At 73.9% G+C, this 24,655-nt stretch carries 23 protein-coding genes; 14 read left to right on the top strand and 9 right to left on the bottom strand.

The genetic code is table 11. From position 1 onward, the window contains the following. Positions 1-5 precede the first annotated feature (5 nt). Together OEB99_RS06705 and OEB99_RS06700 are read right to left on the bottom strand one after the other, a co-directional pair. Positions 6-971 (bottom strand): D-alanine--D-alanine ligase family protein, encoded by a 966-nt coding sequence (locus OEB99_RS06705; RefSeq protein WP_263509176.1) that lies wholly within the window; start codon positions 969-971, stop codon positions 6-8. 38 nt (positions 972-1,009) lie between these two features. Continuing rightward, a complete protein-coding gene (locus tag OEB99_RS06700; protein WP_263509175.1) occupies positions 1,010-1,486 on the bottom strand; it encodes a DUF3515 domain-containing protein in 477 nt (158 codons plus the stop codon). 33 nt (positions 1,487-1,519) lie between these two features. Here OEB99_RS06700 and OEB99_RS06695 point away from each other — a divergent pair, with 33 nt between their 5' ends. Continuing rightward, positions 1,520-2,470 carry a thiamine-phosphate kinase gene (locus tag OEB99_RS06695; RefSeq protein WP_263509174.1) on the top strand — a complete coding sequence of 317 codons (951 nt, stop codon included), beginning with the start codon at positions 1,520-1,522 and terminating at the stop codon, positions 2,468-2,470. Positions 2,471-2,511: 41 nt separating this feature from the next. Here OEB99_RS06695 and OEB99_RS06690 read toward each other — a convergent pair whose 3' ends face one another. Together OEB99_RS06690 and rpmB are read right to left on the bottom strand one after the other, a co-directional pair. Beyond that, positions 2,512-3,027, bottom strand: a complete 516-nt coding sequence (locus OEB99_RS06690; protein WP_263509173.1) for a GNAT family N-acetyltransferase — start codon at positions 3,025-3,027, stop codon at positions 2,512-2,514. A 104-nt stretch (positions 3,028-3,131) separates the two neighbouring features. After that, on the bottom strand, positions 3,132-3,323 hold the full coding sequence (gene rpmB, locus OEB99_RS06685) for a 50S ribosomal protein L28 (RefSeq protein ID WP_263509172.1): 192 nt from the start codon (positions 3,321-3,323) through the stop codon (positions 3,132-3,134). A gap of 251 nt (positions 3,324-3,574) precedes the next feature. Here rpmB and OEB99_RS06680 point away from each other — a divergent pair, with 251 nt between their 5' ends. The 11 genes from OEB99_RS06680 (at position 3,575) to OEB99_RS06630 (ending at position 12,989) form a co-directional block, all read left to right on the top strand. Further along, on the top strand, positions 3,575-5,815 hold the full coding sequence (locus tag OEB99_RS06680) for an ATP-dependent DNA helicase RecG (protein WP_263509171.1): 2,241 nt from the start codon (positions 3,575-3,577) through the stop codon (positions 5,813-5,815). Positions 5,816-5,872: 57 nt separating this feature from the next. After that, a complete protein-coding gene (locus tag OEB99_RS06675) occupies positions 5,873-6,565 on the top strand; it encodes an ABC transporter ATP-binding protein (RefSeq protein ID WP_263509170.1) in 693 nt (230 codons plus the stop codon). Next, positions 6,562-8,133 (top strand): DUF6297 family protein, encoded by a 1,572-nt coding sequence (locus OEB99_RS06670; RefSeq protein WP_263509169.1) that lies wholly within the window; start codon positions 6,562-6,564, stop codon positions 8,131-8,133. The genes OEB99_RS06675 and OEB99_RS06670 overlap by 4 nt, the downstream gene beginning before the upstream one ends. After that, the gene (gene rsmD, locus OEB99_RS06665) at positions 8,130-8,696 is read left to right on the top strand and encodes a 16S rRNA (guanine(966)-N(2))-methyltransferase RsmD (protein WP_263509168.1); all 567 of its coding nucleotides are present in this window, start codon (positions 8,130-8,132) and stop codon (positions 8,694-8,696) included. Before OEB99_RS06670 ends, rsmD begins: the two co-directional genes overlap by 4 nt. Positions 8,697-8,705: 9 nt before the next feature. Further along, a complete protein-coding gene (gene coaD / locus OEB99_RS06660; protein WP_263509167.1) occupies positions 8,706-9,191 on the top strand; it encodes a pantetheine-phosphate adenylyltransferase in 486 nt (161 codons plus the stop codon). After that, on the top strand, positions 9,191-9,697 hold the full coding sequence (locus OEB99_RS06655) for a hypothetical protein (protein WP_263509166.1): 507 nt from the start codon (positions 9,191-9,193) through the stop codon (positions 9,695-9,697). Before coaD ends, OEB99_RS06655 begins: the two co-directional genes overlap by 1 nt. A gap of 154 nt (positions 9,698-9,851) precedes the next feature. Then, complete coding sequence (locus OEB99_RS06650; RefSeq protein WP_263509165.1) at positions 9,852-10,424, top strand: YceD family protein; 573 nt, start codon at positions 9,852-9,854, stop codon at positions 10,422-10,424. A 2-nt stretch (positions 10,425-10,426) separates the two neighbouring features. Beyond that, a complete protein-coding gene (gene rpmF, locus OEB99_RS06645; RefSeq protein WP_263509164.1) occupies positions 10,427-10,624 on the top strand; it encodes a 50S ribosomal protein L32 in 198 nt (65 codons plus the stop codon). A gap of 27 nt (positions 10,625-10,651) precedes the next feature. After that, positions 10,652-11,368 (top strand): ribonuclease III, encoded by a 717-nt coding sequence (gene rnc / locus OEB99_RS06640; protein WP_263509163.1) that lies wholly within the window; start codon positions 10,652-10,654, stop codon positions 11,366-11,368. After that, the gene (mutM, locus tag OEB99_RS06635) at positions 11,369-12,274 is read left to right on the top strand and encodes a bifunctional DNA-formamidopyrimidine glycosylase/DNA-(apurinic or apyrimidinic site) lyase (RefSeq protein ID WP_263509162.1); all 906 of its coding nucleotides are present in this window, start codon (positions 11,369-11,371) and stop codon (positions 12,272-12,274) included. Between the two features lie 88 nt (positions 12,275-12,362). Beyond that, positions 12,363-12,989 carry a response regulator gene (locus tag OEB99_RS06630; protein ID WP_263509437.1) on the top strand — a complete coding sequence of 209 codons (627 nt, stop codon included), beginning with the start codon at positions 12,363-12,365 and terminating at the stop codon, positions 12,987-12,989. Positions 12,990-13,024: 35 nt separating this feature from the next. On the opposite strand, the gene OEB99_RS06625 is transcribed toward OEB99_RS06630, so the two are convergent. The 5 genes from OEB99_RS06625 to OEB99_RS06605 are packed head-to-tail and all read right to left on the bottom strand — an operon-like array spanning position 13,025 to position 20,735. Next, positions 13,025-14,740: a sensor histidine kinase gene (locus OEB99_RS06625; protein WP_263509161.1), complete on the bottom strand. Its 1,716-nt coding sequence runs from the start codon at positions 14,738-14,740 to the stop codon at positions 13,025-13,027. A gap of 4 nt (positions 14,741-14,744) precedes the next feature. Further along, positions 14,745-16,532: a thiol reductant ABC exporter subunit CydC gene (gene cydC, locus OEB99_RS06620; RefSeq protein ID WP_263509160.1), complete on the bottom strand. Its 1,788-nt coding sequence runs from the start codon at positions 16,530-16,532 to the stop codon at positions 14,745-14,747. After that, positions 16,529-18,199, bottom strand: a complete 1,671-nt coding sequence (cydD, locus tag OEB99_RS06615; protein WP_263509159.1) for a thiol reductant ABC exporter subunit CydD — start codon at positions 18,197-18,199, stop codon at positions 16,529-16,531. The genes cydC and cydD overlap by 4 nt, the downstream gene beginning before the upstream one ends. After that, positions 18,196-19,215: a cytochrome d ubiquinol oxidase subunit II gene (gene cydB, locus OEB99_RS06610; RefSeq protein ID WP_263509158.1), complete on the bottom strand. Its 1,020-nt coding sequence runs from the start codon at positions 19,213-19,215 to the stop codon at positions 18,196-18,198. Before cydB ends, cydD begins: the two co-directional genes overlap by 4 nt. Before the next feature lie 14 nt (positions 19,216-19,229). Continuing rightward, entirely contained in the window at positions 19,230-20,735 is a 1,506-nt protein-coding gene (locus OEB99_RS06605) for a cytochrome ubiquinol oxidase subunit I (RefSeq protein WP_263509157.1), read from the bottom strand. 567 nt (positions 20,736-21,302) lie between these two features. Between OEB99_RS06605 and OEB99_RS06600 the strand changes: the two genes are divergently transcribed. Beyond that, positions 21,303-24,146, top strand: a complete 2,844-nt coding sequence (locus tag OEB99_RS06600; protein WP_263509156.1) for an Rne/Rng family ribonuclease — start codon at positions 21,303-21,305, stop codon at positions 24,144-24,146. A gap of 180 nt (positions 24,147-24,326) precedes the next feature. Further along, positions 24,327-24,635, top strand: coding sequence for a 50S ribosomal protein L21 (rplU, locus tag OEB99_RS06595; protein ID WP_263509155.1), 309 nt, complete (start codon positions 24,327-24,329; stop codon positions 24,633-24,635). The last annotated feature ends 20 nt before the right edge of the window (positions 24,636-24,655 follow it).

Genomic DNA, 24,655 nt, shown 5'->3' with positions numbered 1-24,655 from the left:
CCCGGTCAGCGACCCGCGCCGCGCTCCTTGGCACGCACCAGGAGCTCCGCGAGCAGCGTGCCCAGCGGGCGCCCGACCTCGGCCGCCGCGAGCGGCAGGACCGACGTCTCGGTGAGCCCGGGCGAGATCGCCCCCTCGAGGAACCACGGCGTCCCCTCGGCGTCGACCACGACGTCGGTGCGGGACAGGTCCCGCAGGCCCAGGACGCGGTGCACGGTCTCGGCGGTCGTGCGTACCTCGGCGGTCGCCGCGTCGCTCAGCGGCGCGGGCAGCGCGATCGAGATGAGGTCGGCGCTGTACCGGGCCTCGAAGCTGAACGGCGAGACGCTCGGGTTCGCGAACTCGGCAGGCGGTAGGGCCTCGGGCTCGCCCGCGGCGTTCTCCACCACGACGGTCTCCACCGTGCGGCCCTCGACGAACCGCTCGATCAGGGCGACGTCGCCGAACGTGAAGCAGCGCACCAGCGCCGCCGGGAGGTCCGCGGCCTCGGCGACCAGGCTCATGCCGAGGGTCGAGCCGCTCGTGGCCGGCTTGACCACCACGGGCAGACCGAGGTCGGAGACCACCGAGCGGACGATCTGCGCCGGGGAGAGCTCCCGGAAGCTGCGCGCCGAGATCGCGACCCACGCCGGCGTCGTCAGGCCGGCCCGCTCGACCAGCACCTTGGCGACGACCTTGTCCCACGCGAGGTGGCAGGACGGTGGCGGCGAACCCACGTACGGCAGCCCGACCAGGTCGAGCGCGGTCTGCAGGGAGCCGTCCTCGCCGCTCGCGCCGTGCACCGCGATGTAGGCGGCGTCGACGTGGTCGGCGGCGAGCCGGTCGAGGAGGGTCTCGTCGGCGTCGTAGAGCGTCGCGTCCACGCCGGCCTCGTCGAGCGCGAACTCGGCCCGCCGGCCCGAACGCCACGACACCTCGCGCTCGTTGGACAGCCCGCCGGCGATCACCGCCACGCGCCCCAGGTCGCTCACCGCACCCCTCCTCGCATCGATGCCGCGAGCCTAGTGGCTCACACGCAGTGCCGGGTCGCGGGGATCTTGGAGATCGCCGGACCGAGCTCGACCAGGAAGGACGTGGACCGCGTCCCGGTCACCTCGGCCGGGACGAACACCTCGACGGCCGGGGAACGGCCGTAGGTCGTGAACGTCCAGTCGGCCGCGCCGGTGGCGTCGGCCTCCCCGGGCACGGCGACCCAGTCCACCGCGACCTCCCCGTCGTCCGCCGTCACGCACTGGTCGGTGGTGGGCCCCGGGGGCTCGACACCGCACCGCAGCACGATCGGGTGCGCCGGGTCGCCCCACGCCATGCTCGCCTGGCTGTCGGTCAGCACGCGTTCGAGCCCGCCGAGCTCGAGCGGCAGCGCGAGCACGACCTCGGCGCACAGCGGGTCGCCGGCCGACGGCGCGGGCTCGACCGGGACCCGGGTCGCGCAGCCGGCCAGCGGGACGACGAGGGCGAGGGCCGCGGCGACGGGGAGCGGGCGCACGGCCCCACGCTATCCGCCGGTAGCGTCGGGGGCGTGACCGACGAGGACGCCCTGCTCGCCCGGATCCTGCCCCGGCTGCCGTTCGGCCGGGACACCCTGCTCGGGCCGGGGGACGACGCCGCGATCGTCGCCGCGCCGGACGGGCGGGTCGTGGTGTCCACCGACGTGCTCGTCGACGGACGGCACTTCCGGCGCAGCTGGTCGAGCGGCGCCGACGTGGGCTACCGCGCCGCGGTGCAGAACCTCGCCGACGTGGCCGCGATGGGCGCCAGGCCGACCGCGCTCGTCGTCGCCCTGGTCTGCCCGCCGGACGTGACGCCGGACTGGTTGGCCGACCTCGCCGGCGGGCTCGCCGAGGCGTGCGGCGACGTCGGGGTCGTCGGCGGCGACCTGTCGGCCGGGACCGAGCTGTCGGTGGCGGTCACGGTGCTCGGCGACCTCGAGGGCCGCGCGCCGGTCCGCCGGGACGGTGCGCGTCCCGGTGACGTGGTCGCGCACGCCGGGCACAGGGGCAGGTCGGTCGCCGGTCTGGGGCTGCTGGAGGCCGGTCTCGACGCAGGTCACGAGGGCTTCGGCGCCCTCGTCGAGGCCTACCGGCGCCCGACGGCACCGCTCGCGGCGGGGATCGCAGCCGCACGCGCCGGGGCAACGGCGATGCTGGACGTCTCCGACGGGCTGCTGCGCGACGCCCAGCGGCTGGCGCTCGCGAGCGGGGTCGGCCTGGACCTCGCCGCGGCCAGCGAGGTCTTCGGGGACGAGCTCGCGGCGCTCGCACCGGCCGCGGTCGCGCTGGGCGTCGACGCGACGACGTGGGTGCTCACCGGGGGCGAGGACCACGGCCTGCTCGCGACCTTCCCGGCGGACGTGGCGTTGCCCGAGCCGTTCCGCCGGATCGGCCGGGTGCTGGACGGACCTGCCGGGCGTCTCACGGTCGCCGGCGAGGAGCCCCAGGGCCCGTTGGGCTGGGACCACTTCGCGCGCTGAGGCTCGGTGGGTGCCGGACCCGCGGGCGGCCCCGGCGTGCGTCAGCCTCTGCGGTAGCGGACCTCGAGCACGCTCGCGCCGCCGATCTCCTCCATCCGCTCCACCCCGTCGGGTGTGAAGCCGTGGCGCCGGTAGAAGTGCCGGGCACGCTCGTTCGAGGCGAGGGCCCACAGCGTGACGGTGCCGCTGTCGGGCAACGAGCCGAGCAGGGTTCGCATCATCTCGCGGGCGGCGCCGTGGCCCCAGGCGTGCGGCTCGAGGTAGATCGCGTAGATCTCGATCGTGCCGGGGGAGGCGTCCTCGTCACGGCTCGCGCCGTAGGACACGAAGCCGATCACGTCGCCGTCGTCCTCGGCGACGAGGATCGTGCCGTGCCGGCCGGCGATCCGGTCGCGCCACGACCTGGACCACGACCCCGTGTCGAGCCCGTCGAGCTGGGCCTGGGGCACGTGCCCCGCGTAGGCCTGACGCCACGAGGCCACGTGCACCTGGGCGATCGCGTCGGCGTCGTCGACGACGGCTGGGCGGATGGTGACCTCGGGCAGCTCGTCCTGCATGCCGCCCAGCCTGCCATCGACGTGCGGACCGGGCCAGACGTCCGTCCCCGGACAGAGCGACGCCCGCGAGCCGTCTGGCGTCGCGGGCGTCGGTGAGCTGGGGCTCAGGCCGAGCGGACCACCTTGCCGGCCTTGAGGCACGAGGCGCACACGTTCACGCGCTTCGGCGTGCCGGCCACCACGGTGCGCACCCGCTGGATGTTCGGGTTCCAGCGCCGCTTCGTCCGGCGGTGGGAGTGCGAGATGCTGTGCCCGAAGCTCGGGCTCTTGCCGCAGATGTCGCAGTGAGCAGCCACGGGTCGGTCTCCTGATCGTCGCGTGCGCCAGGGCGCGGGTTCATGTTCGTGTCGGTGCGGCGGGGCAGGATGCCTGGCGAACGATGAGCCGCTCACTGACGCACGCCCCGCGGGTCCGGGTCCACCCGGACAACCTGGATAGGGTAGCCGATCGTTGACGGTGGACCCAAAACGGCGCCGGTCGACGTCGCAGGACGAACGGGGCGAGGAGCCGGACGACCGGCAGGTCGCCTGGCCGGGACGGAGGTGCGGTGGCCGTCAGCGAGCGCTGGGACGAGCCCCTCGCACGGCTGCTCGGCAAGCGTGCCGCAGGGCCGCTGGCAGCACTCGGCCTGCACACGACGGGCGACCTGCTGCGCCACTACCCGCGCCGCTACGCCTCGCCCGGCCGGCTCACCGACCTCACCTCGCTCGTGCCCGGCGAGCATGTCACGGTCATGGCCGAGGTGCGCCAGGCGACCGTCCGCACCATGCGGTCGCGCGGCGGCGTGCTCCTCCAGGCGGTGGTCACCGACGGGCTGCGGGAGCTGTCGCTGACCTTCTTCGGCAAGCACCCGGGCTCGCTGCGCGTGCACGAGAGCCGCCTCCGACCGGGCCGACAGGGCATGTTCACCGGCACCGTGACCGTCTACCGCGGCAGCCTCCAGCTCACCCACCCCGACTACCAGCTGGTCGGCACCGACGTCGACGACGAGGCCGCGGCGCTCGTCGAGGCGAGCCGGCCGATCCCGGTGTACCCGGCCTCGGCCGCGCTGCCCACCTGGCGGATCCAGCGCGCGGTCCGCACCGTGCTCGACCCGATGACCGAGGCAGACGTGCCCGACCCGCTGCCCGACGAGGTGCGCGCGCGCCGACGGCTCCCGACCCTGCTGGAGGCCCTCCGCCTGGTGCACGAGCCCTACTCCGACGACGACGCGTCCCGCGGGCGGCGCCGGTTGCGGTTCGAGGAGGCGTTCGTGCTGCAGGCCGCGCTCGCCCGGCGCCGGGCCGAGGCCGCGGCGCGGCCCGGCACCGCGCGCCCCGCGGCCGACGGCGGCCTGCGGGACGCGTTCGACCGCAGGCTCCCGTTCGCCCTGACGGCAGGGCAGCGCGCGGTCGGCGAGGAGATCTCCGCGGACCTCTCCTCGGCGGAACCGATGCAGCGTCTCCTGCAGGGTGAGGTCGGCTCCGGCAAGACCGTGGTCGCGCTGCGAGCGATGCTGCAGGTGGTCGACGCAGGTGGCCAGGCGGCGCTGCTCGCGCCGACCGAGGTCCTCGCCGCGCAGCACCTGCGGACCCTGCGCGACCTGCTCGGGCCGCTCGCGGAGGAGGGCATGCTCGGCGCCGCCGACCGCGCCACCCGGGTGGTGCTGCTCACCGGCTCGCAGACCGCTGCCGCTCGCCGCGAGGCGTTGCTCGATGCCGCCTCCGGGGCCGCCGGGATCGTGGTCGGCACCCACGCGCTGCTCGGTGAGCGCGTGCAGTTCGCCGACCTGGGTCTGGTGGTGGTCGACGAGCAGCACCGCTTCGGCGTCGAGCAACGGGACGTGCTGCGCTCGCGCGGCGGTGACGACGCCCGGGTGCCGCACCTGCTCGTCATGACGGCGACCCCGATCCCGCGCACGGTCGCGATGACCGTGTTCGGCGACCTCGAGGTGTCGACGCTCACCGAGATCCCGTCGGGACGGTCGCCGGTCCGCACGCACGTCGTGCCCGCCGACAACCAGGCGTGGCTCGAACGGACCTGGGCGCGGGTTCGCGAGGAGGTCGACGCCGGCCGCCGCGCGTACGTGGTCTGCCCGAGGATCAGCGCCGACGGCGACGGCGACGGCGGCTCGGGCGACGACGACGCGGACCTGCTCGCCCGGGATGCCGTCGGCGAGACGGACGCCCGGCCGCCGCTGCGCGCCGTGGAGGAGGTCGCCGCCGAGCTCGCGGCGCACCCCGCCCTGGCCGGCGTGCCGGTCGGTGTGCTGCACGGTCGGATGGCCCCGGCCGCGAAGGACGAGGCGATGTCGGCGTTCGCGACCGGCCGGACGCCGGTGCTCGTCTGCACCACCGTGATCGAGGTCGGTGTCGACGTGCCCGAGGCGAGCGCGATGGTGGTACTCGACGCGGAGCGGTTCGGCCTGTCCCAGCTCCACCAGCTGCGCGGTCGGGTGGGCCGGGGACGCGAGCCCGGCCTGTGCCTGCTGGTCGCGCGGGCGGCCGAGGGGTCCGACGCGGCCGTCCGGCTGGAGACGCTCGCCTCGACGACCGACGGGTTCGCGCTCGCGGCCGTCGACCTCGAGCTCCGACGCGAGGGCGACGTGCTCGGGGCGTCCCAGTCCGGGCGGTCCAGCTCGCTGCGGCTGCTGCGGGTGGTGCGTGACGCGGAGCTCATCGCCGAGGCTCGGGACGAGGCTCGCACGCTCGTCGCGGAGGACCCCGGGCTGCGGGAGTGGCCGGCCCTCGCCGCGGCGATCGACGCCTGGCTGGCACCCGATGCGCAGGAGTACCTGGACCGGGCCTGACCGCGGCGCCGTCCGGGCGTGGCCGAAGGCAGGTCTCGCGGCTCGTAGGCTGGGCGGGTGCCCCGCCCCGCTCCTGTGCTCAGTGCCAATCGTCTCGAGGTCGGCTGGGTCGGCCGGCCGGTGTGCGGCCCGGCCACCTTCACGCTCCGAGCCGGCCGGGCGATCGCCCTGGTCGGGCCGAACGGGTCAGGGAAGTCGACCCTGCTGCGCGCCGTGCTCGGCCTGCTCGAACCGCTCGGCGGCACCGTCAAGGTGCTCGGATCGCCGGTCGACGAGCGGACCGCGACCTTCCGCGCCCACGTCTCGGCCGTCCTCGACGACGATGCGTGGTTCCCCGCGCTCACCGTCGCGGAGCACCTGTACCTCACCGCTCGGGGGCACGGGGTCGCCGGTGCCGGGGACGAGGTGGACGAGCTGCTCGACGAGTTCGGGCTGACCGGTCACGCCGAGGTCCTGCCCAACGCGCTCTCGTCGGGTCAGCGCCGCCGCCTGCTGCTCGCCGCCGGTCTGGTGCGGCCCCGCAGCCTGCTCGTGCTGGACGAGCCCGAGCAGCGCCTGGACTCGGCGATGCGGCGTCACGTCGCCGACCGCCTGGTGGCCGAGAAGCAGGCCGGTGGGGCCGTGCTGATCGCCACGCACGACGCGGAGCTGTTGGCGTCGGTCGCGGACTCGGCCGTGATCGTCGGGGACGAGACGCGCGTCGTCCGGGTCGACGAGGCGGTCGACGCGCTCCGGCCGGGCGCGCTGTGAGCGCGACGGTCCTGGACCCGGCCGTCGGGCCGGCCGACCGGACGCCGATCCCGGCCGCGCGGTCGATCCGGGGCTACACCGCGGCGGTCGCCCGGCAGCGTGCCGACGCCGGCATGATGACGTTGCTGGGCGACGTCTACTACTCCGTGATCATGGTCGGGATCGGGGTGCTCATCGCGCTCGGCGCGCTCCAGCAGCTCCCGGTGGTCGACCCGCCGGGCGGTCCGGTAGGCCTCTCGCTCGACGCGCTGGCCAGGCCGGTGCTGATGGTCGCCGCGGGGGCCGTGGTCTCCCTCGCGGGGCGCCTCGGGCCGGTGGGTGTCGGCGGGGCCGAGGCGCAGTGGTGGTTGTCGCTGCCGGTCGATCGGCGGGGTCTGCTCACCCCGTCGGCCCGGCGCGTCCCCGTGGTCGCGGCCCTGGCCGGTGCGCTCGTCGCGGGCGTCCTCGACGCCGCGCTCGCCGGGTCGGCGTCGCGGGCGCTGCGGGTCGGGATCGGCGTCGGGCTCGCGGCGGCCCTGCTGGTCGGCTCGGCAGCGCTGGTGCAGTCCTGGCGCGGGTCGCGCGTGGTGGCTCAGGGCGGTGACGCACTCATGGTGCTGGGCGCCGTCAGCGCCGTGGCAGTGCTGGCGCTCGGCTGGCAGCCGAGCGGCGCCGTCGACGTCCCGTGGTGGGTCAGCGGTGTCCTGGTCGTGCTGCTCGGTGCGGTCGGGGCCCTGGTGACGACCCGCCTGGACCGGATCCCGGCGCGGAGCCTGCGGGACAGCGGCGCCGTCGCGGCCCAGGCGACCGGCGCGCTGGTCTCGTTCGACTCCCGCGAGCTCGGCCGGGCGCTGACCGACCGGATCGCGCGCCAGGAGCGGCGCCGGTCACGTCGGATGCGCACGGTCCGCGGTCCGCTCAGCGCGCTGGTGACCTCGGACCTGCTGGTGCTCGTGCGGTCGCCGCGACACCTCGTGCAGCTCGCGGCGACCGCGCTCGTGCCGGTCCTGGTGGTCTCCGCGCCCGCGCTGGCCGGGTCGGTCCAGGTCGCGCTCGCCGTGCTGTTCGCGGGCGGTGTCGCGATGGCTGCGACGACCGAGGGTGCGCGTCGCGCGGAGCTGACGCCGGGTCTGGACCGCCTGCTGCCGCTGTCGGCCAACGGTCTGCGCCGGGCCCGGCTCGTCGTCCCCGCGATCGTGATGACCGTCTGGAACCTGGCCGCGTTCGGCGCCGTCGGGGTCTGGTACGGCTCGGTGCCGCTGTGGCTCGCCCTGGGCGTGCTCGCCGGGCCGGCGTGGGCGGGCGCCGCGTTGCGCTCCGCCTTCCGCCCCGCGCCCCGCTGGGACCTCGCGGTCGTGGCCACCCCGGCCGGCGCCGTGCCGATGGGTGCCGCCGCGGTCATCGCGCGCGGGCCGGACGCCGTGGTCGTGGGGCTCCTGCCCGCCGTGATCGCGATCCTGGTGGGCGCACCGCTGCCGGTGTTGCTCCTGGCGCAGGTCGTGACCAGCGCCATCGTGCTGGCCTGGGGGTCGAGCACGGAGACCAGGAGCCTGTTCGAGCGGCTGACGGACAGCGAGGCGGGCCGGTGACCAGGATCATCGCGGGCCTCGCGGGCGGTCGGGGCCTGACGGTCCCGCCGCGTGGCACGCGACCGACCTCCGACCGGGTGCGCGAGGCGCTGTTCTCCCGGCTCGAGCACCTCGACGTGGTCGACGGGGCCCGGGTCGCCGACCTGTACGCGGGCTCGGGGGCGCTCGGGCTGGAGGCCGCGAGCCGTGGCGCGGCGCACGTGGTGCTCGTCGAGTCGGCGGGCCCCGCGGTCGCGGTCTGCCGTCGTAACGTCGCGGCGCTCGGCCTCGCCGGGGTGCGGGTGGTCGCCGACCGCGTGCTGCCGTGGTTGCAGCGCGGCGACGAGACGTTCGACCTGGTGCTGCTCGACCCGCCGTACGACCTGGCCGACGCGGCGCTCGGCGACGTGCTCGTCGCCCTGGTGCCGCACCTGGACCCGCAGGGCGTGGTCGTGGTCGAACGGTCGACCCGGTCGGGCCGGCCGCCGTGGCCGGCGACCTGGCGCGAGCTCGACGAGCGCCGGTACGGCGAGACCACGGTGTGGTTCGCCGAGCCCGAGGTCTCGGAGGATGCGGCGACGTAGGGTGTGGCCGTGACCATCGCGGTGTGCCCCGGCTCGTTCGACCCGGTGACGTACGGTCACCTCGACATCGTCCGCCGCGGCACCGGTCTCGCCGACGAGGTCGTGCTCGCGGTCGCGACCAACGCCGGCAAGCAGCCGCTGTTCGGCCTGGACGAGCGGGTCGCCCTCGCGCGCGAGGCGGTGGCCGGGCTCAGCGGTGTCCGTGTCGAGCCCGTCGCGGGGCTGCTGGTCGACTTCTGCCGGGAGATCGGCGCGACGATGCTGCTCAAAGGGCTGCGTGGGGGCGGCGACTACGACGCCGAGCTGCCGATGGCGTTCATGAACCGGCACCTCACCGGCATCGAGACCGTCTTCCTGCCGGCCGACCGGTCGGTGATCCACATCGCGTCGTCGCTGGTCAAGGACGTCGCGAGGTACGGCGGTCAGATCGACGACCTGGTGCCCGAGCACGTCGCTGCGGCGGTGCGGGCCAGGCTGGCCGAACGGGGGACCTGATGGATGACGCCCGTGAGCAGAGTCTGACGGCCCTGCTCGACGAGCTCGAGGCGCTGGTGACCGGCGCCCGGGCGATGCCGATGTCGTCCTCGGTGCTGGTCAACCGGGACGAGCTGCTCGCCCTCGTCGAGCGAGCGCGTTCGGTGCTGCCGGACCAGCTCGCGCACGCCGACGAGGTGCTGGCGGGTGCGGACCAGGTCCTTGCGGACGCCCAGGCGCGCGCCGATCAGATCGTCCGGGCCGGGCACGCCCGCGCCGAGGAGCTGGTCAGCCGCGAGCAGGTGGTGCTCGAGGCCCGGGATCTCGCGGCGCGGATCGTGGCGGACGCCGAGACCATCGCCGCCGGCCTGCGCCGGGACGCGGACGACTACTGCGACCGGCGGCTCGCCGACTTCGAGATCGACCTCGGACGGGTCGTCGCCCAGGTGCAGGCGGGGCGGGCGAAGCTCGCGAGCCGCCTGGAGCAGCCGCAGGAGCGCCAGCCGTTCAGCGATCCCGAGGCGTGACCGTGGCCGTCCGTCCGGCCGCGGTCGCGCGGTGTGAAGTCGGTTCGTGCCGGGCCTCGGACCGCGAGTTGGGGCACCGCCCGGCATGCCGTAGGATGGCCCGTCGGTCCACTGCTCGCGGCGTGGACCGGGACCCCTCGAACCTGGACCGTTGATGGAGCACCACGCCCTCGATCCCCGCGCACCGTTCGTGCTCGACACTCACGAGCTCGGCCGCCGCCCGGGGACGATGCGCACGGTCTCCCGGACCGTCCCGGCCCCGGAGGATCTCGGTACCGCCGTGATCGGTGTCCCGGCCGGATCCGACCTCGAGCTCGACCTGCGGCTCGAGGCGGTGATGGAGGGGATCCTCGTCTCGGGCACCGTCCGGGGCGGGACCGTCGGGGAGTGCGTGCGCTGCCTGGACGAGGTCGTCGGCGATGTCGACGTCGAGATCCAGGAGCTGTACGTCTACCCTGAGCGGGCCCGGGTCGCCGTCGAGGACGGCGACGACGAGGAGGATCTGCGCGAGCTCGAGGGCGATCTGATCGACATCGAGCCCGCGGTGCGTGATGCGGTGGTGCCTGCGCTGCCGTTTCGCCCGGTGTGCTCTCCGGAGTGCCCCGGGTTGTGCCCGCAGTGCGGGGCCCGCCTGGCGGACCCCGAGAACGCGGACCACGCTCACGAGGTCACCGACCCTCGGTGGCAGGCGTTGGCTGACCTGTACGACGACCCGAAAGAGAGCTAGCCGTGGCTGTTCCGAAGCGCAAGATGTCGCGCAGCAACACCCGTGCGCGTCGGTCGCAGTGGAAGACGACCGCAGCGACGCTGACCACGTGCCCGCGCTGCAAGGCCGAGAAGCTTCCGCACGTCGCGTGCCCGGCGTGCGGCGCCTACAACGGCCGTCAGTACGCCGAGGCGCTGCGCAGCGAGCACGAGGCCCGCTGACCTGTGCCTCCCGGCGGTGACGAGCCCGTGACCACCGCCTCCAGGCTCATCACGACGCTCGGGGTCCACCTGGACCCCGAGCTTCTCGTGCTTGCGCTCACGCACCGCTCGTTCGCGCACGAGGCCGGCGGGCTGCCGACCAACGAGCGTCTGGAGTTCCTCGGCGACACGGTTCTGGGCCTGGTGGTCACCGAGGCGCTGTACCGGCGCTACCCGAACCAGGCCGAGGGCGAGCTCGCGAAGATGCGCGCCGCGACGGTGTCCCAGCGGGCGCTCGCGGCCATCGCGCGAACGATCGACCTCGGCGACTTCCTGCTGCTCGGCAAGGGCGAGACGGCCACGGGTGGTCGGGAGAAGGACTCGATCCTGTCCGACACGCTCGAGGCGCTGTTCGGTGCGGTCTACCTGACCCACGGTCTGGAGCCGGCTCGGGAGCTGGTCGAGCGCCTGGTGGGTCCGACCCTCGAGGCAGCGGCTCAGCTCGGAGCGGGGCTGGACTGGAAGACGTCCCTGCAGGAGCTCGCTGCCCGGCTCGGTCTGGGCGCGCCGCAGTACGACGTCCAGGGCAGCGGGCCGGACCACGCACGGACGTTCAACGCCCGCATCCTGATCGCCGACGAGCTGTGCGGCGAGGGCACCGGTCCCGCGAAGAAGGTCGCCGAGCAGGAGGCCGCGGCGGCCGCCTACGAGTGCCTGAGCGCGCGCGGTCCCGAGATGGTGGCGCGCGCCGCCGGCGGGGCCTGAGTGCCCGAGCTGCCCGAGGTCGAGACCGTTCGTGACGGCCTCGCCCGGCACGTGGTCGGGCGCACCGTCACCGCCGTGCAGGTGCATCACCCGCGTGCGGTGCGCCGGCACGTGCCGGGAGCGGCCGACTTCGCGGAGCGCCTGGCCGGGCGCACCTTCGAGGCAGCGGTCCGGCGCGGCAAGTTCCTGTGGCTCACGATCGGTGGCGACGACGCACTGACCGCGCACCTCGGGATGAGCGGCCAGCTGCTGGTGCACCACGCGGTGGACGCCCCGGAGCACCCGCACCTGCGCGTGCGGATGACGCTCACCGCCGCGGCCGAGCCCGACCGGGTGCTCGACTTCGTCGACCAGCGCACCTTCGGTCACCTGGGGCTCGCCGAGCTCGTGCCGACCCCAGACGGCGGGCCGGGCGGGTACGGCAGCCCGCTCGCCGCGCTGCCGCCCTCGGTCGTCCACATCGCGCGCGACCTGCTCGACCCGGACCTGGACCGCGCGGCGGTCGTCGCCGGCCTGCGTCGGCGGCACACCGAGCTCAAGCGCGCGCTGCTGGACCAGACGCTGGTCTCGGGGATCGGCAACATCTACGCGGACGAGGCGCTCTGGCGGGCACGTCTGCACGGCGCCCGACCCACCGACCGGCTCCGCCCGGGGCAGATCGCCGCGGTGCTCGCCGCGGCAGAGGCCGTGATGCGTGCGGCGCTGCAGGTCGGAGGCACGAGCTTCGACGCGCTCTACGTCGACGTCAACGGCTCGTCGGGGTACTTCGACCGCGAGCTGGCGGTCTACGGCCGGGCCGGCCTGCCGTGCCGCCGGTGCGGTGCACCCGTGGTGCGCACGGCGTTCATGAACCGGTCATCGTTCACCTGCCCACGATGTCAGGCGCGACCACGCCGAGGACGGTAGGTGCAGGCCCTGCACCGTGTTATCTAGGATGCCTGCCGTGGTGACTAATGTGCCGCCCGCACCGGGCCGTTCCAGCGAGATCGCCGTGATGATCGTCGACGACCACGAGGTCGTGCGACGGGGCATCGCGGAGGTGATCGACCGCTCCGACGGCATGGGCGTCGTCGCAGAGGCCGGCACGGTGGCCGAAGGCGTGCGCCGTGCGACCCTCGTCCGACCACAGGTCATGCTCGTCGACCTGCAGCTCCCGGACGGCACCGGCATCGATCTGATGATCGCGCTGCGCGAGTCGCTGCCCGACACCCGCGCGATCGTGCTGACGTCGTTCGACGACGACGACGCGCTGGCCGCGGCGCTGCAGGCGGGCGCGGCGGCCTACATCCTCAAGTCGGTCCGGGGCACGGAGATCGCCGAGGTCATCCGGCAGGTGGCCGCGGGTCGCACGCTCCTGGACGAGCGGACCGTCACCCGCCGCCGGGCGGACCACGACGACCCGACCGCCGACCTGACCCCGTCCGAGCGCAAGGTGCTCGACCTGATCGGGGAGGGCATGTCCAACCGTGAGATCGCCGAGCGGCTCGGCGTCGCGGAGAAGACCGTCAAGAACCACATCACGTCGCTGCTGTCCAAGATGGGTCTGCAGCGGCGCACCCAGGTCGCGGCCTGGGTGGCCGGCCACAAGCACAGCTCGTGGCGCAGCGAGCCGGGGGAGTGACGCACCCCCGGATCGACTGACCGCGTCCTGACCGCTCAGGACCTGGTGTGCAGGGACGCCGTCCAGGTGAGCAGCGTGCCGCGCCCCTCGATCGTGGTGCCGAGCGTGAACGTCCCGCCGTGCCGCCGCGCCCGCGCGGCGAGGTTGTCCGTGCCCGAGCGCCGGTCGCGCTCCGGCGGCAGACCGGCGCCGTCGTCCTCGACCTCGATCGTGATGGTCCCGGCGGGCCCGTCGCCCGCGAGGTCGACCCGCACGGTCACGGCGGTCGCCTGCGCGTGCCGCGCGGCGTTGGCCAGACCTTCGCGCACGACCGCCACGACGTCGTCGGCCATGTCCTCGCCGACCCGGTCGTCCAGTGCCCCGGCGTCGCCGTCGAGCGACTCCGCGGAGTCGAGCACCCGGCCGTCGACCGTGATGACGAGCGACGGCGCGAAGCCGAGGCCGGTCCGGGCGAGGCTCGACTCTCGACGCAGCCGTTCGGCAAGCGGGGCCGAGGCGTCCGGGTCGCGCAGCGCGTGCACGATCGAACGGATCTGGCGGACCGTCGAGTCGACGTTGTCGAGTGCGTCCTCGACGATCCCGGTGAGCTCGGACGGGTCGACGCCGCGCGCCGCCCGGCGGCGCACCGTCTCCAGCTGCATGCCGGTCGCGAACAGCTGCTGGATCGCGAGGTCGTGCAGGTCCCGGGCGATCCGCTCGCGCTCGTCGAGCAGCGCGGCGACGTCCTGGGCGTGGCGGGCCTCGGCGAGCACCAGGGCGAGCGCGGCCTGGGCCGCATACGTCTCGGCCGTCGCGAGGTCGCTCGGTCCGAACGGCGCCGAGCCGACCCGGCGCAGCAGGATCAGCACGCCGACGCCCTGACCGCGGGCCTGCATCGGCGCGTAGAGGGCGGGCCCGAACTGGCGCATCGACTCCACGCGCATGGCGCGGGCCCGGGACAGCGAGTCGACCACGAGGCCGTTGCCGTCCCGCAGCACCGTCTGGGCCCGGCCGTCGGGGGGCATGACCGTGCCGATCAGCTCGTCCGAGCCGACGCCGTCGACGATCTCCATCAGCCACTGGTCGCCGACACCGGGAAGGACGAGGGCGGCGGTGTCCGCGCCGGCGACCTCCCGCGAGGACGCCGCGATCTGCTGCAGCACCTCCTCCTGCTCGGCCCCGGAGAGCAGCATCGTGGTGATCTGCTGGCCGGCTCGCAGCCAGTGCTCGCGTCGCTCGGACTCGGCGTACATCTGGGCGTTCTGGATGGCCACGGCGGCGGCCGCCGCGAGGGTGAGGACGACCTCGTCGTCCTCGTCGGTGAACCCACCGGTCTTGTCCGCGAGGTACAGGTAGCCGTAGACCCGGTTGCGCACGCGCACGGCGGTCCCCAGGAACGAGCCCATCTTCGGGTGGTGCGGGGGAAAGCCCTTGAACTGCGGGTGCTGCAGGAGGTCCTCGAGGCGCAGCGTGCCGTGCGGGGGGATCGCGCCCAGGACACCCGTGGCGTGCGGTGCCCGGCCGAGCAGCGCGGCGAGGCGCTCGTCGACACCGGTGTGCACGAACGTCGTGGACCGCCCGCGCGCGTCGAGCACGTTGATCGCACCGAACCGCGCCCCGGTGAGCTCGGCGCTCGCGGTGACGAAGCGGTGCAGCACGGTCGGCAGGTCGAGGTCGGAGGCGAGCCCGAGGGCAGCCTGCAGCAGGTCCGCAGCTGCCAGGGACTCCTCGCGTCCGCGGTGGCCGTCGCCGTGGGCGACCTGGGTGCTCACCGGCTCATTCCCCTTCCGTCTGCTCGGCCTGCTGCTCGGCCCGCCACGCCGCTGCGTAGGCCGGCTCGGCGTGCTCGCCGTGCAGCAGGGCGTGGTGGTGGCCTCGTGCCCTGACGGTACCCGTGGCATCGAGCAGGATCACCTCGTCGGCGGCGTCGAGGCCACCGAGGCGGTGTGTGACGACGACGACGGCCCGTCCCGGGGCGAGCGTGCCGTCCAGGAGCCCGGCGAGCAGAGCGCGGCCGCCGGCGTCCACGTGCTCGGTGGGCTCGTCGAGCAGGAGCACCGGTGCGGCCGCGAGCAGGGTCCGCGCGACGAGCAGGCGGCGGCGCTCACCACCGGAGACCCTCGCGGCGTCCGACCCGAGCACGGTGTCGAGCCCGTCGGGCAGACCGTCGAGCCATCCGTCGAGCCCGACCGCTCGGAGCACGGCCGTGGCCTCGTCCGGTGTGACGTCTCCGCGTGCGACGCGCAGGTTCTCCAGCACCGTGGTGTCGAAGACGTGGGCGTCCTCGGTGGTCAGGGCCACGCGCGAGGCCGCTGCCGCTCGGTCCAGCACGTGGACCGGTCGGCCGTCGACCAGCACGTGCCCTGCGCGCGCCTCGAGCAGGCCGGCGAGCGTCAGCAGCAGGGTCGTCTTGCCGAGGCCGCTCGGCCCGACGATCGCGGTCGACCGGCCCGGGACGAGCTCGAGGTCGAGGCCCCGGACGAGCACCGGTCCGTCGGGCCAGCCGCAGGCGAGGTCCTCGGCGCGGAGCACGGCCACGCCGGCGGGGACATCGGCCGTGGCGTCACCGGAGGCCGGCGCTGCCGGGGTCGCCGCGGGAGCCTGGACCGAGCTGTCCAGCAGGTCCACGACCCGGCGGGCCGCCTCGCGCGAGCGCAGCAGCGACACGGCGGCGCCGGGCAGCACCGACGTCGCCTCGAACACCGCGAGCGGCGTGAGGACGACCACCGCGAGCTCGACCGGGTCGAGGCCTCCTGCGGTGACCGCCGGGATGCCGAGCACGAGCGCGGCGAGCATCGCGATCCCGGTTGCGAGCGGCCCGAGCGCGGCCGCCACGGCGGCCGGGCCGGCACCCCGGTCCACGGCCCGGGCGAGCCGTGCGTCAGCGGCCCGAAGCTCGTCCAGGGCCGGCGCGACACGGCCGGCGACGGTGAGCTCGCCCGCGCCGTCGAGCAGGGTCTGGGTCGTCGCGGCGAGGTCGGACCGAGCTGCGGCGGACTCGCGCTCGGTCGCCCGAGCCGTCCGGTAGGCCCACCAGGGCGCGACGACACCGGCGAGCAGCAGGCACGCCGCCAGCGCGACGCCGGCCGTCGGCAGGAACACGCCCATGGCGATCGCGCTGCCCAGTCCGACGACACCGGCGACGGCCATCGGGAGCAGGCCGCGCACCACGACGTCGCCCACGGCGTCCACGTCGGCGCCGACCCGGGCGAGGAGGTCGCCCCGGCGGAGCGCGAGCATCCCCGCCGGGGAGCCCGACGCGAGCCGTTCGTAGAGCCGGACCCGGAGGTTGGCCATGCCGCGCAGCGCGACGTCGTGGGAGACCAGACGCTCGACGTAGCGCAGGACGCCACGCGAGATGCCGAACAGCCGGACCGCGACGGCCGCGATGGACAGCGCGGGCACCGGGGGCATCTGGGCGGCCCGCGCGATGAGCCAGGCCGAGATCGCGGCGAGCGCGATCGCGCTGCCGAGGCCGCCGGCACCGGCCAGCACGGCTCCGAGCACGCGCTTCGGGTCGACGTCGAGCAGGCGGACGGCCCGCCACAGCGGGTCGGTCCTCATCGGACCTCCACCGGCGCGGAGTGCACCACGACGGTGCGGTCGGCGAGTCGCAGCAGCGACGCCCGGTGCGCCACGAGGAGCACGGTGCGCCCCTCGTCGCGCAGGCGCGCGACGGTGTCGAGCACGACCTGCTCGCCGTCGGCGTCCAGGTGCGCGGTCGGCTCGTCCAGGACGACCAGCGGCGCGGGTTCGAGCAGCGCGCGGGTCAGGGCCAGGCGCTGGCGCTGACCGAGCGACAGGCCGACGCCGCCCTGCCCGACCCGGGTGCGCCAGCCGTCCGGCAGCGCGGCCACGACGGCGTCGAGGCCGGTGAGCGCGGCGGCCTGGGTCAGCTGCGCGTCGTCGACGGCCGCACCCCGACCGACCGCGTCGCGGACCGTACCCGGCTCGATCACGGGTCGTTGCGGCACCCACGAGATCTGGGACCACCACCCCGACGGGTCGACCTCGGACACCGGCACGGACGCCCGTGCGGATCCGTCGCCCTGCAGCGTGACCTCGCCCCGGTCGGGGGAGAGCAGCCCGAGCAGCACCGCGACGGCGGTGGACTTGCCCGCGCCGTTCGGACCCGCGAGCGCGACGACCTCGCCCGGCGCCAGGTCGAGGTCGAGGTCCGCGGGGGCGAGGTGCGCTCGGTCCGGTGCGGCGACCGTGACGCCACGCAGCCGGACGGTGGTGCCGGTCAGGTCTGGCGCCGGGACGTTCCCGCGCTCGGGGGCGGCGGCCTCGAGCACCTCGAACGCGCGTTCCGCGGCGGCGACCCCGTCGGCCGAGGCGTGGAAGTGCGCGCCGACCTGGCGCAGCGGCAGGTACACCTCGGGAGCGAGCACCAGCACGGTGAGCCCGGTGACCAGGTCGAGGTCGCCGAACACGAGCCGGAACCCCACGCCGACGGCGACCAGCGCGACCGAGAGCGTGGTCAGCAGCTCGAGGGTCATCCCGGACAGGAACGCGACGCGCAGGGTTCCCATGGTGGCCTTGCGGTGCGCGTCGCCGAGCTCGGCGACCCGGCGCTCGGGCCCCCGCTCCCGGCCGAGGGCGCGCAGCGTCGGCAGACCGGCGAGCAGGTCCAGCACCTGGTGGCCGAGCCTGGTCATCGCGGTGAGGCGGGCGTCGGCGTACCCCTGGGTCATCCGGCCGATCAGCACCATGAAGACCGGGATGAGCGGCAGGGTGACGGCGATCGTCACGGCGGCGATGAGGTCCTGGGTGAGCACCACGGCGAGCGTTGCCGGTGTCACCGTGACCGCGAGCAGCAGCTGGGGCAGGTACCGCACGAAGTAGGGCTCGAGGGCGTCGAGGCCCCGGGTGGCGAGCGTGGTGACGCCGGGGTTCGCGGCGAGCCAGCGCGGCCCGAGGGCGACGGCGTGGGCGACGACCTGCTCGCGCAGCTCGGCGACGGCGCGGGTGGCCGAGCGGTGCGCGAAGCGCTCCTGGGCCAGGACCAGCGCCGCGCGGGCGACGACGACCACGGCGAGCCAGCCGACGGTCGGGGCGACGTCCGGCCAGTCCGCCGTCCGCAGCACCACGGGGGACAGCGCCCTCGCGAGCAGCACGGCTTGCGCGACCACCACGGCGGCCGTCAGCCCGCCGAGCCCTGCGGTGAGCAGGACGTACCGGCGGGCTGACTGGGCCCTGCGCAGGAGGCGCGGGTCGAGCGGCCTCACACCTTCGCGTAGGGCAGGCCGGTGTGCTCCGGGATCTGCTCGACGGTGATCCGCTTGCGGAACACCCAGTACGTCCAGGCCTGGTACGCGAGCACGACCGGGGTCAGCAGCACAGCCACCCAGGTCATCACGGTGAGCGTGTAGTCCGTGGACGACGCGTTGTGGACCGTGAGCGAGTTGACGCCGTTGATGTCCGGCAGGACGTCGGGATAGAGCGAGCCGAAGATCAGCACCACGGCGAACACGATCGCGACCGCGGAGGCGATGAACGCGAAGCCCTCCTTGCGCTGCCGGGTGAACAGCGCGACGCCGATCAGGGCGACCGCGGCGATCCCGGTGGCGACCCACGTCCAGCCCACGGAGTAGGCGAGCTGGAGCCAGACGGCCCAGGCACCGGCGACCACGAGCGTCGCCAGTGCGAGCTTCTCGGCGAGGGCGCCGGCGCGCTGCCGGATCTCACCGTCGGTCTTCATCGTGAGGTAGATCGCACCGTGGGTGAGGAAGATCAGCGTCGTGACGGCGCCGCCGACCAGGGCGAACGGGTTCAGCAGGTCGAAGAAGGACCCGACGTACTGGAAGCCCTCGTCGAGGGCCACACCGCGCACGATGTTGCCGAACGCGACCCCCCAGAGCACCGACGGCACCCAGGAGCCGATGACCAGGCCTCGGTCGAACCAGGCGCGCCACCGGTCGTCGTTGATCTTCCCGCGCCACTCGAAGGCGACGATCCGGGCGATCAGCGCGAGCAGGATCAGCAGCAGTGCGAGGTAGAAGCCGGAGAACAGGGTCGCGTACCACTCGGGGAACGCCGCGAAGGTGGCGCCGCCCGCGGTGAGCAGCCACACCTCGTTGCCGTCCCAGACCGGGCCGATTGTGTTGATCATCACCCGGCGCTCCTTGTCGTTGCGCCCGAGCACGGGCAGGAGCATGCCGACGCCGAAGTCGAAGCCCTCGAGGACGAGGTAGCCGGTCCACAGGACCGCGATGAGCAGGAACCAGACGGTCGAGAGTTCCACGATGACTCCAGCTCTCAGTAGGCGAAGGACATCGGACGCGAGGCGTCGGAGTCCGGGTTGGCATCGGGGGAGACGTCCGGCTCGGTGTCAGCCACGCCGTTGAGCACGTAGCGGTAGAGCAGCTTGAACCAGATCACCGCGCAGACCGCGTACAGCAGCGTGAACGAGACGAGCGAGATGATCACCGACGTCGGGCTGACGACCTGCGAGACGCCCATCACGGTGGCGAGCCAGACGCCGTCCACGCCGGCCGGGTTCGGGTTCGGCGCCACGATCCACGGCTGGCGCCCCATCTCGGTGAAGATCCAGCCGAACGAGGCTGCGAGGAACGGCATGGGCAGCGCCAGGAGGCCGAGCTTGCCGAACCACGGCTTGTCGACGATCTGGCCGCGTCGGGTGTACCAGAGGGACGCGAGGGCCAGCAGCGCGGAGAACACCGCGAAGCCGATCATCAGCCGGAACGACCAGTAGGTGACCGCCAGGTTCGGCACGAAGTCCTGGCCTTCGGGCAGTGCGGTGCCCTCGGGCAGGTCCGGGTTGGTCACGTAGTTGTCGGTGTAGGTCTGCTGCAGTGTGTTGATGCCGTCCAGCGGGGCCGAGAAGTCGCCCTTGGCGAGGAACGACGTCAGGCCGGGGATCGCGAGCAGGTGCCGGACCGAGTCGGGGTCGTTGTTCAGGTCGCCGATCGCCAGCAGCGAGAAGTCGGCCCCGTTGGGGGAGTCCTCGGTGAGCGCCTCGGCAGCGGCCATCTTCATCGGCTGCTGGTCGAACATCATCTTGGCCTGCCAGTCACCGGTCGCACCGATCCCGATGCCCGCGATGACCAGGACGATCGTCGCGAACACGAGTGCGGGGCGCCAGATGTCCTTGGCCCGGTCGGGACGTTCCTTGGCGTCCTTCACCATCCACCACGCGGCGATGCCGGCGATGAAGGTGCCCGCGGTGATCAGCGAGGTCATGATCACGTGCGGGAAGGTGGCCAGGGCCGTCGGGTTGAACAGCACGTCGCCGATGGACACCATCTCGGCGCGGCCGGTCTCCGGGTTGTAGATGGCGCCGGTCGGGTGCTGCATCCACGAGTTGGCCGCGAGGATGAAGTACGCGGACAGGTTCGTCCCGAACGCGACCAGCCAGATCATCGCGAGGTGCAGCTTCTTCGGCAGCTTGTCCCAGCCGAAGATCCACAGGCCGAGGAACGTGGACTCGATGAAGAACGCGGCGAGCGCCTCCATCGCGAGCGGCGCGCCGAAGATGTCGCCCACGAACCGGCTGTACTCCGACCAGTTCATGCCGAACTGGAACTCCTGGACGATGCCGGTCGCGACGCCGATCGCGAAGTTGATCAGCAGGAGCTTGCCGAAGAACTTCGTCAGCCGGAGCCAGCGCTGGTTGCCCGTGCGGTACCAGAACGTCTGCATGAGGGCGACGAGCGGGGACAGCCCGATCGTCAGGGGGACGAAGATGAAGTGGTAGACCGTGGTGATGCCGAACTGCCATCGGGCCAGGTCAAGTGCGTCCACGGTGTCTCCTCGGTGGGGCGCGCGGATGGAACGACGACGGGGCCGTCGGGACGACCGTAGGGAAGAGGCGCTGGCGGCCGGTTAGGACTTTCGTCCCTCTTTCCTGACGCCGCGTCATTTCCCTGCGCAAGCATGCGCGCGCTTCGGTGATGATCGATCATCTGGCCCCGGCGTGTCGGGCTGCACTCGCGTCCGATCCGCGGAACCTGCGCGTCCGCTGGGAGGGACGGGGTCGCTGTGCGATACTGACGGCGGTCACAGCTTCTGCCACACCGGAGGCTGGATCGAGGACTTCCCGCCGGGCCGGGTTCGCGACCCGCCGTGCGCCGCCTCCCGTAGCTGGGACGGCAGGCGCCGGCCGGTACCGACACGGACCTCCGACCGGTAGGCACAGACGACTTCCGTCGCGGCACCCCAGGTGCAGGCGACGACCGGACCGCCCGGCGCCGGCGAGTGTGGACGGCACCGGGCCTGGAGCACGTCGTGAGCGACGAGACCGTTGAGACCACCCCCACTCCTACCCGACGTCGCCGTCGCGCGACCGCACCGGCCGGCAGCCCTGCGCCGGTGACGCCACCTCAGGACGCCGTCCCGAGCGAGCCGGTCGACGAGCCGTCGGCCGCGGCCGACGCGAGCGCTGACGGCTCTCCGGTCGAGGCGCAGGCCGCCGATCAGCTGCAGGGCGAGGAGTCGGACGCCCAGGTCGAGGCGGACTCCGCCGCCGAGGAGGAGCCGACCGCCGACGAGGTCCCCGCTGTCGAGGAACCCGCAGAGGAACCGGCTGTCGAGGAACCCGCGGCAGACGCTGTCGCCGCCGAGGAGCCGGCGCCCCGCTCGCGTCGCCGGCGCAAGCCGTCCGCCGCGGCGGAGGAGGCGCCCGTCGCGCCCGAGGAGCCGGCCGCGGCGGAGCCCGCCGAGGCCGAGCCCGAAGCGGAGGCGGCGAAGCCCGCGAAGAAGGGCGCCAAGTCCACCAGGACGACCAAGAGCAGGAAGAAGAAGGAGGCGCCGGCTCCCGAGCCGGAGGCGGCCGGTGATGCGGAGCAGGGCGGCGAGCCCGAGCCCGAGGCGGCACCCGAGACCCCTGCGCCGCGGCGCAAGCGCAGCCGTTCCAAGGCGGCGACCGACGAGGCGGGCTCCGGGGACGCCACCGAGCTCGACGTGCTCGCGGAGCTCGGTGCCCGCTCGGCGACAGCGCTCCTGTTCCAGGCGCCCGAGCCGACCCGCTCGCGCCGTGCACAGGCCCCCGCGGGTGCGCCGACGAGTGGCGAACCGGACGACGAGGCGGCCGAGGGCGACGCGCCCGAGACCCAGGCGGACGACGAGATCGAGACCGAGGGCACCGAGGGCCAGGGCGACGAGGAGCAGACCGAGGACGGTCGCGAGGGCAGCCGCCGTCGGCGCCGCCGGCGCGGTGGTCGCGGTCGACGCCGCTCGGGTGCCGCCGACCAGGACGACCAGGGCGGGTCGGAGCCGGCCGACGAGTCGGGCGAGGCAGGCGACGACGACCAGCCCGAGTCCGACGACGAGCAGGGCGAGGAGTCGAAGGACGGCAGCCGTCGGCGTCGGCGTCGGCGTCGGTCCTCCGGCCGAGGTGAGCCGGAGCGGCGCTCGGACGAGGTCACGGCGCTCAAGGGCTCGACCCGTCTGGAGGCCAAGCGCCAGCGTCGCCGGGAGGGTCGTGACGCGGGTCGGCGTCGGGCGGTCATCACCGAGGCGGAGTTCCTCGCGCGCCGCGAGTCGGTCGAGCGGACCATGATCGTCCGCGAGGCCGGTGGCCGGGTGCAGATCGCCGTCCTCGAGGACGGGGTCCTGGTCGAGCACTTCGTGTCGAGGGCCGGTGACGGCCACAGCTCGCCGACGATGATCGGCAACGTCTACCTCGGTCGCGTGCAGAACGTGCTGCCGAGCATGGAGGCGGCCTTCGTCGACATCGGCAAGGGCCGCAACGCGGTGCTGTACGCGGGTGAGGTCAACTGGGACGCGGCGGGCCTCGAGGGGCAGCCGCGCCGGATCGAGCAGGCCCTCAAGTCCGGTGACAGCGTGCTGGTGCAGGTCACCAAGGACCCGATCGGCCACAAGGGCGCGCGGCTGACCTCGCAGGTCACGCTCGCCGGCCGCTACCTCGTGTACGTCCCGGCCGGCGGCATGACCGGGATCTCGCGCAAGCTGCCCGAGAACGAGCGTGCCCGGCTGAAGAAGCTGCTCCGCGAGATCGTCCCGGACGGCGCCGGTGTGATCGTGCGGACCGCCGCGGAAGGTGCCTCCGAGGACGAGCTGCGCCGAGACGTGAAGCGGCTCCAGGACCAGTGGGCCGCGATCGAGAAGAAGCAGGCCACGGCCTCGGCCCCGGCGCTCCTGCAGGGCGAGCCGGACCTCGCGATCCGGGTGGTCCGGGACATCTTCAACGACGACTTCAGCTCGCTCGTGGTCCAGGGCGACGGGGTCTGGCGCCTGATCCGGGAGTACGTCGACGCGATGGCGCCGGACCTGGCCGACCGGGTCAGCCGGTGGACCGCCGACGGCGACGCCTTCGCCGAGCACCGCATCGACGAGCAGCTCTCGAAGGCGATGGACCGGAAGGTCTGGCTGCCCTCCGGCGGGTCGCTGGTGATCGACCGCACCGAGGCGATGACCGTGATCGACGTCAACACGGGCAAGTTCACCGGCACCGGTGGCACGCTCGAGGAGACGGTCACCCGCAACAACCTCGAGGCCGCCGAGGAGATCGTCCGCCAGCTCCGGCTGCGCGACATCGGCGGGATCATCGTCATCGACTTCATCGACATGGTCCTGGAGTCGAACCGTGACCTGGTGCTGCGACGGCTGGTCGAGTGCCTCGGCCGGGACCGCACCAAGCACCAGGTCGCCGAGGTCACCTCGCTCGGCCTGGTGCAGATGACCCGCAAGCGGGTCGGCCAGGGCCTCGTGGAGGCCTTCAGCGAGACCTGCCAGCACTGCTCGGGCCGCGGGTACCTGATCCGCTCCGAGCCCGTCGACGGGCGCGGTGGCGAGCAGCCGGACGCCGGCGCCGAGCCCAAGCGGTCTCGTCGCGGCAAGCGGCAGCCGGCAGCGCCCAGCCCGGCCGTGCCCGTGCTCCCCGAGGCGCGCGAGGCGGTCAAGGCGACCCTCGCGACCATCGCGGCAGCGGCGGCGCACGCGCACGAGCACGATCACGAGCCCGGTGCGGACGCCGAGCCGCTCGACGTCGAGGCGCTGGAGGCGGCCGGTCTGGACGCCGAGACCCTGGACGTGGTCGAGCCGGCCGTCGACGTCGAGACCGAGGTCGTCGAGGTCGTCGAGGTCGTCGAGATCGAGCTCGACGCGGTCGACCCCGATCCGGCTCTCGCCGACGAGGCGACCCCGAGCGAGGCAGGGGAGGCCGAGGAGGTGCCCGAGCCGAGCGAGGGCTGAGACCGGGCCGGCGGGCGGCCGGTCACGCGGCACACCGCGTGGACCTCCGCGTTTGACCCGCCGCGTCTGGCTCCGTACCCTAGAACGTCGGTGCGCCGTGCGAGCGCGCCGTTCTCACGTGTCCATGGCCCCCGAGCAACGAGCGGGCTGGAGACGTCCCGAACGAGAGAGAGCAACAACGTGGTGTACGCGATCGTCAAGGCCGGTGGCCGCCAGGAGAAGGTCTCCGTGGGCGACATCGTCGTCGTGGACCGGATGCAGGCCGAGGCCGGCGAGACCGTCCAGCTGCCCGCTCTGCTCCTCGTCGACGGCTCGACCGTCACGTCCGACGCCGACGCCCTCGCGAAGGTCACTGTGACCGCCGAGGTCGTGCGTGACGAGAAGGGCCCGAAGATCACCATCCTCCGGTACAAGAACAAGACCGGCTACCGCAAGCGTCAGGGTCACCGTCAGAAGCTGACCCGCCTCAAGGTCACCGGCATCAAGTGACCAGCGCGGCCTCGGCCGCA

Source organism: Actinotalea endophytica (genome assembly GCF_025717005.1).
Classification (GTDB): domain Bacteria; phylum Actinomycetota; class Actinomycetes; order Actinomycetales; family Cellulomonadaceae; genus Actinotalea.
Note: the sequence above shows the minus strand (reverse complement) of the source record. Positions and strands in the feature narration are given on the sequence as shown.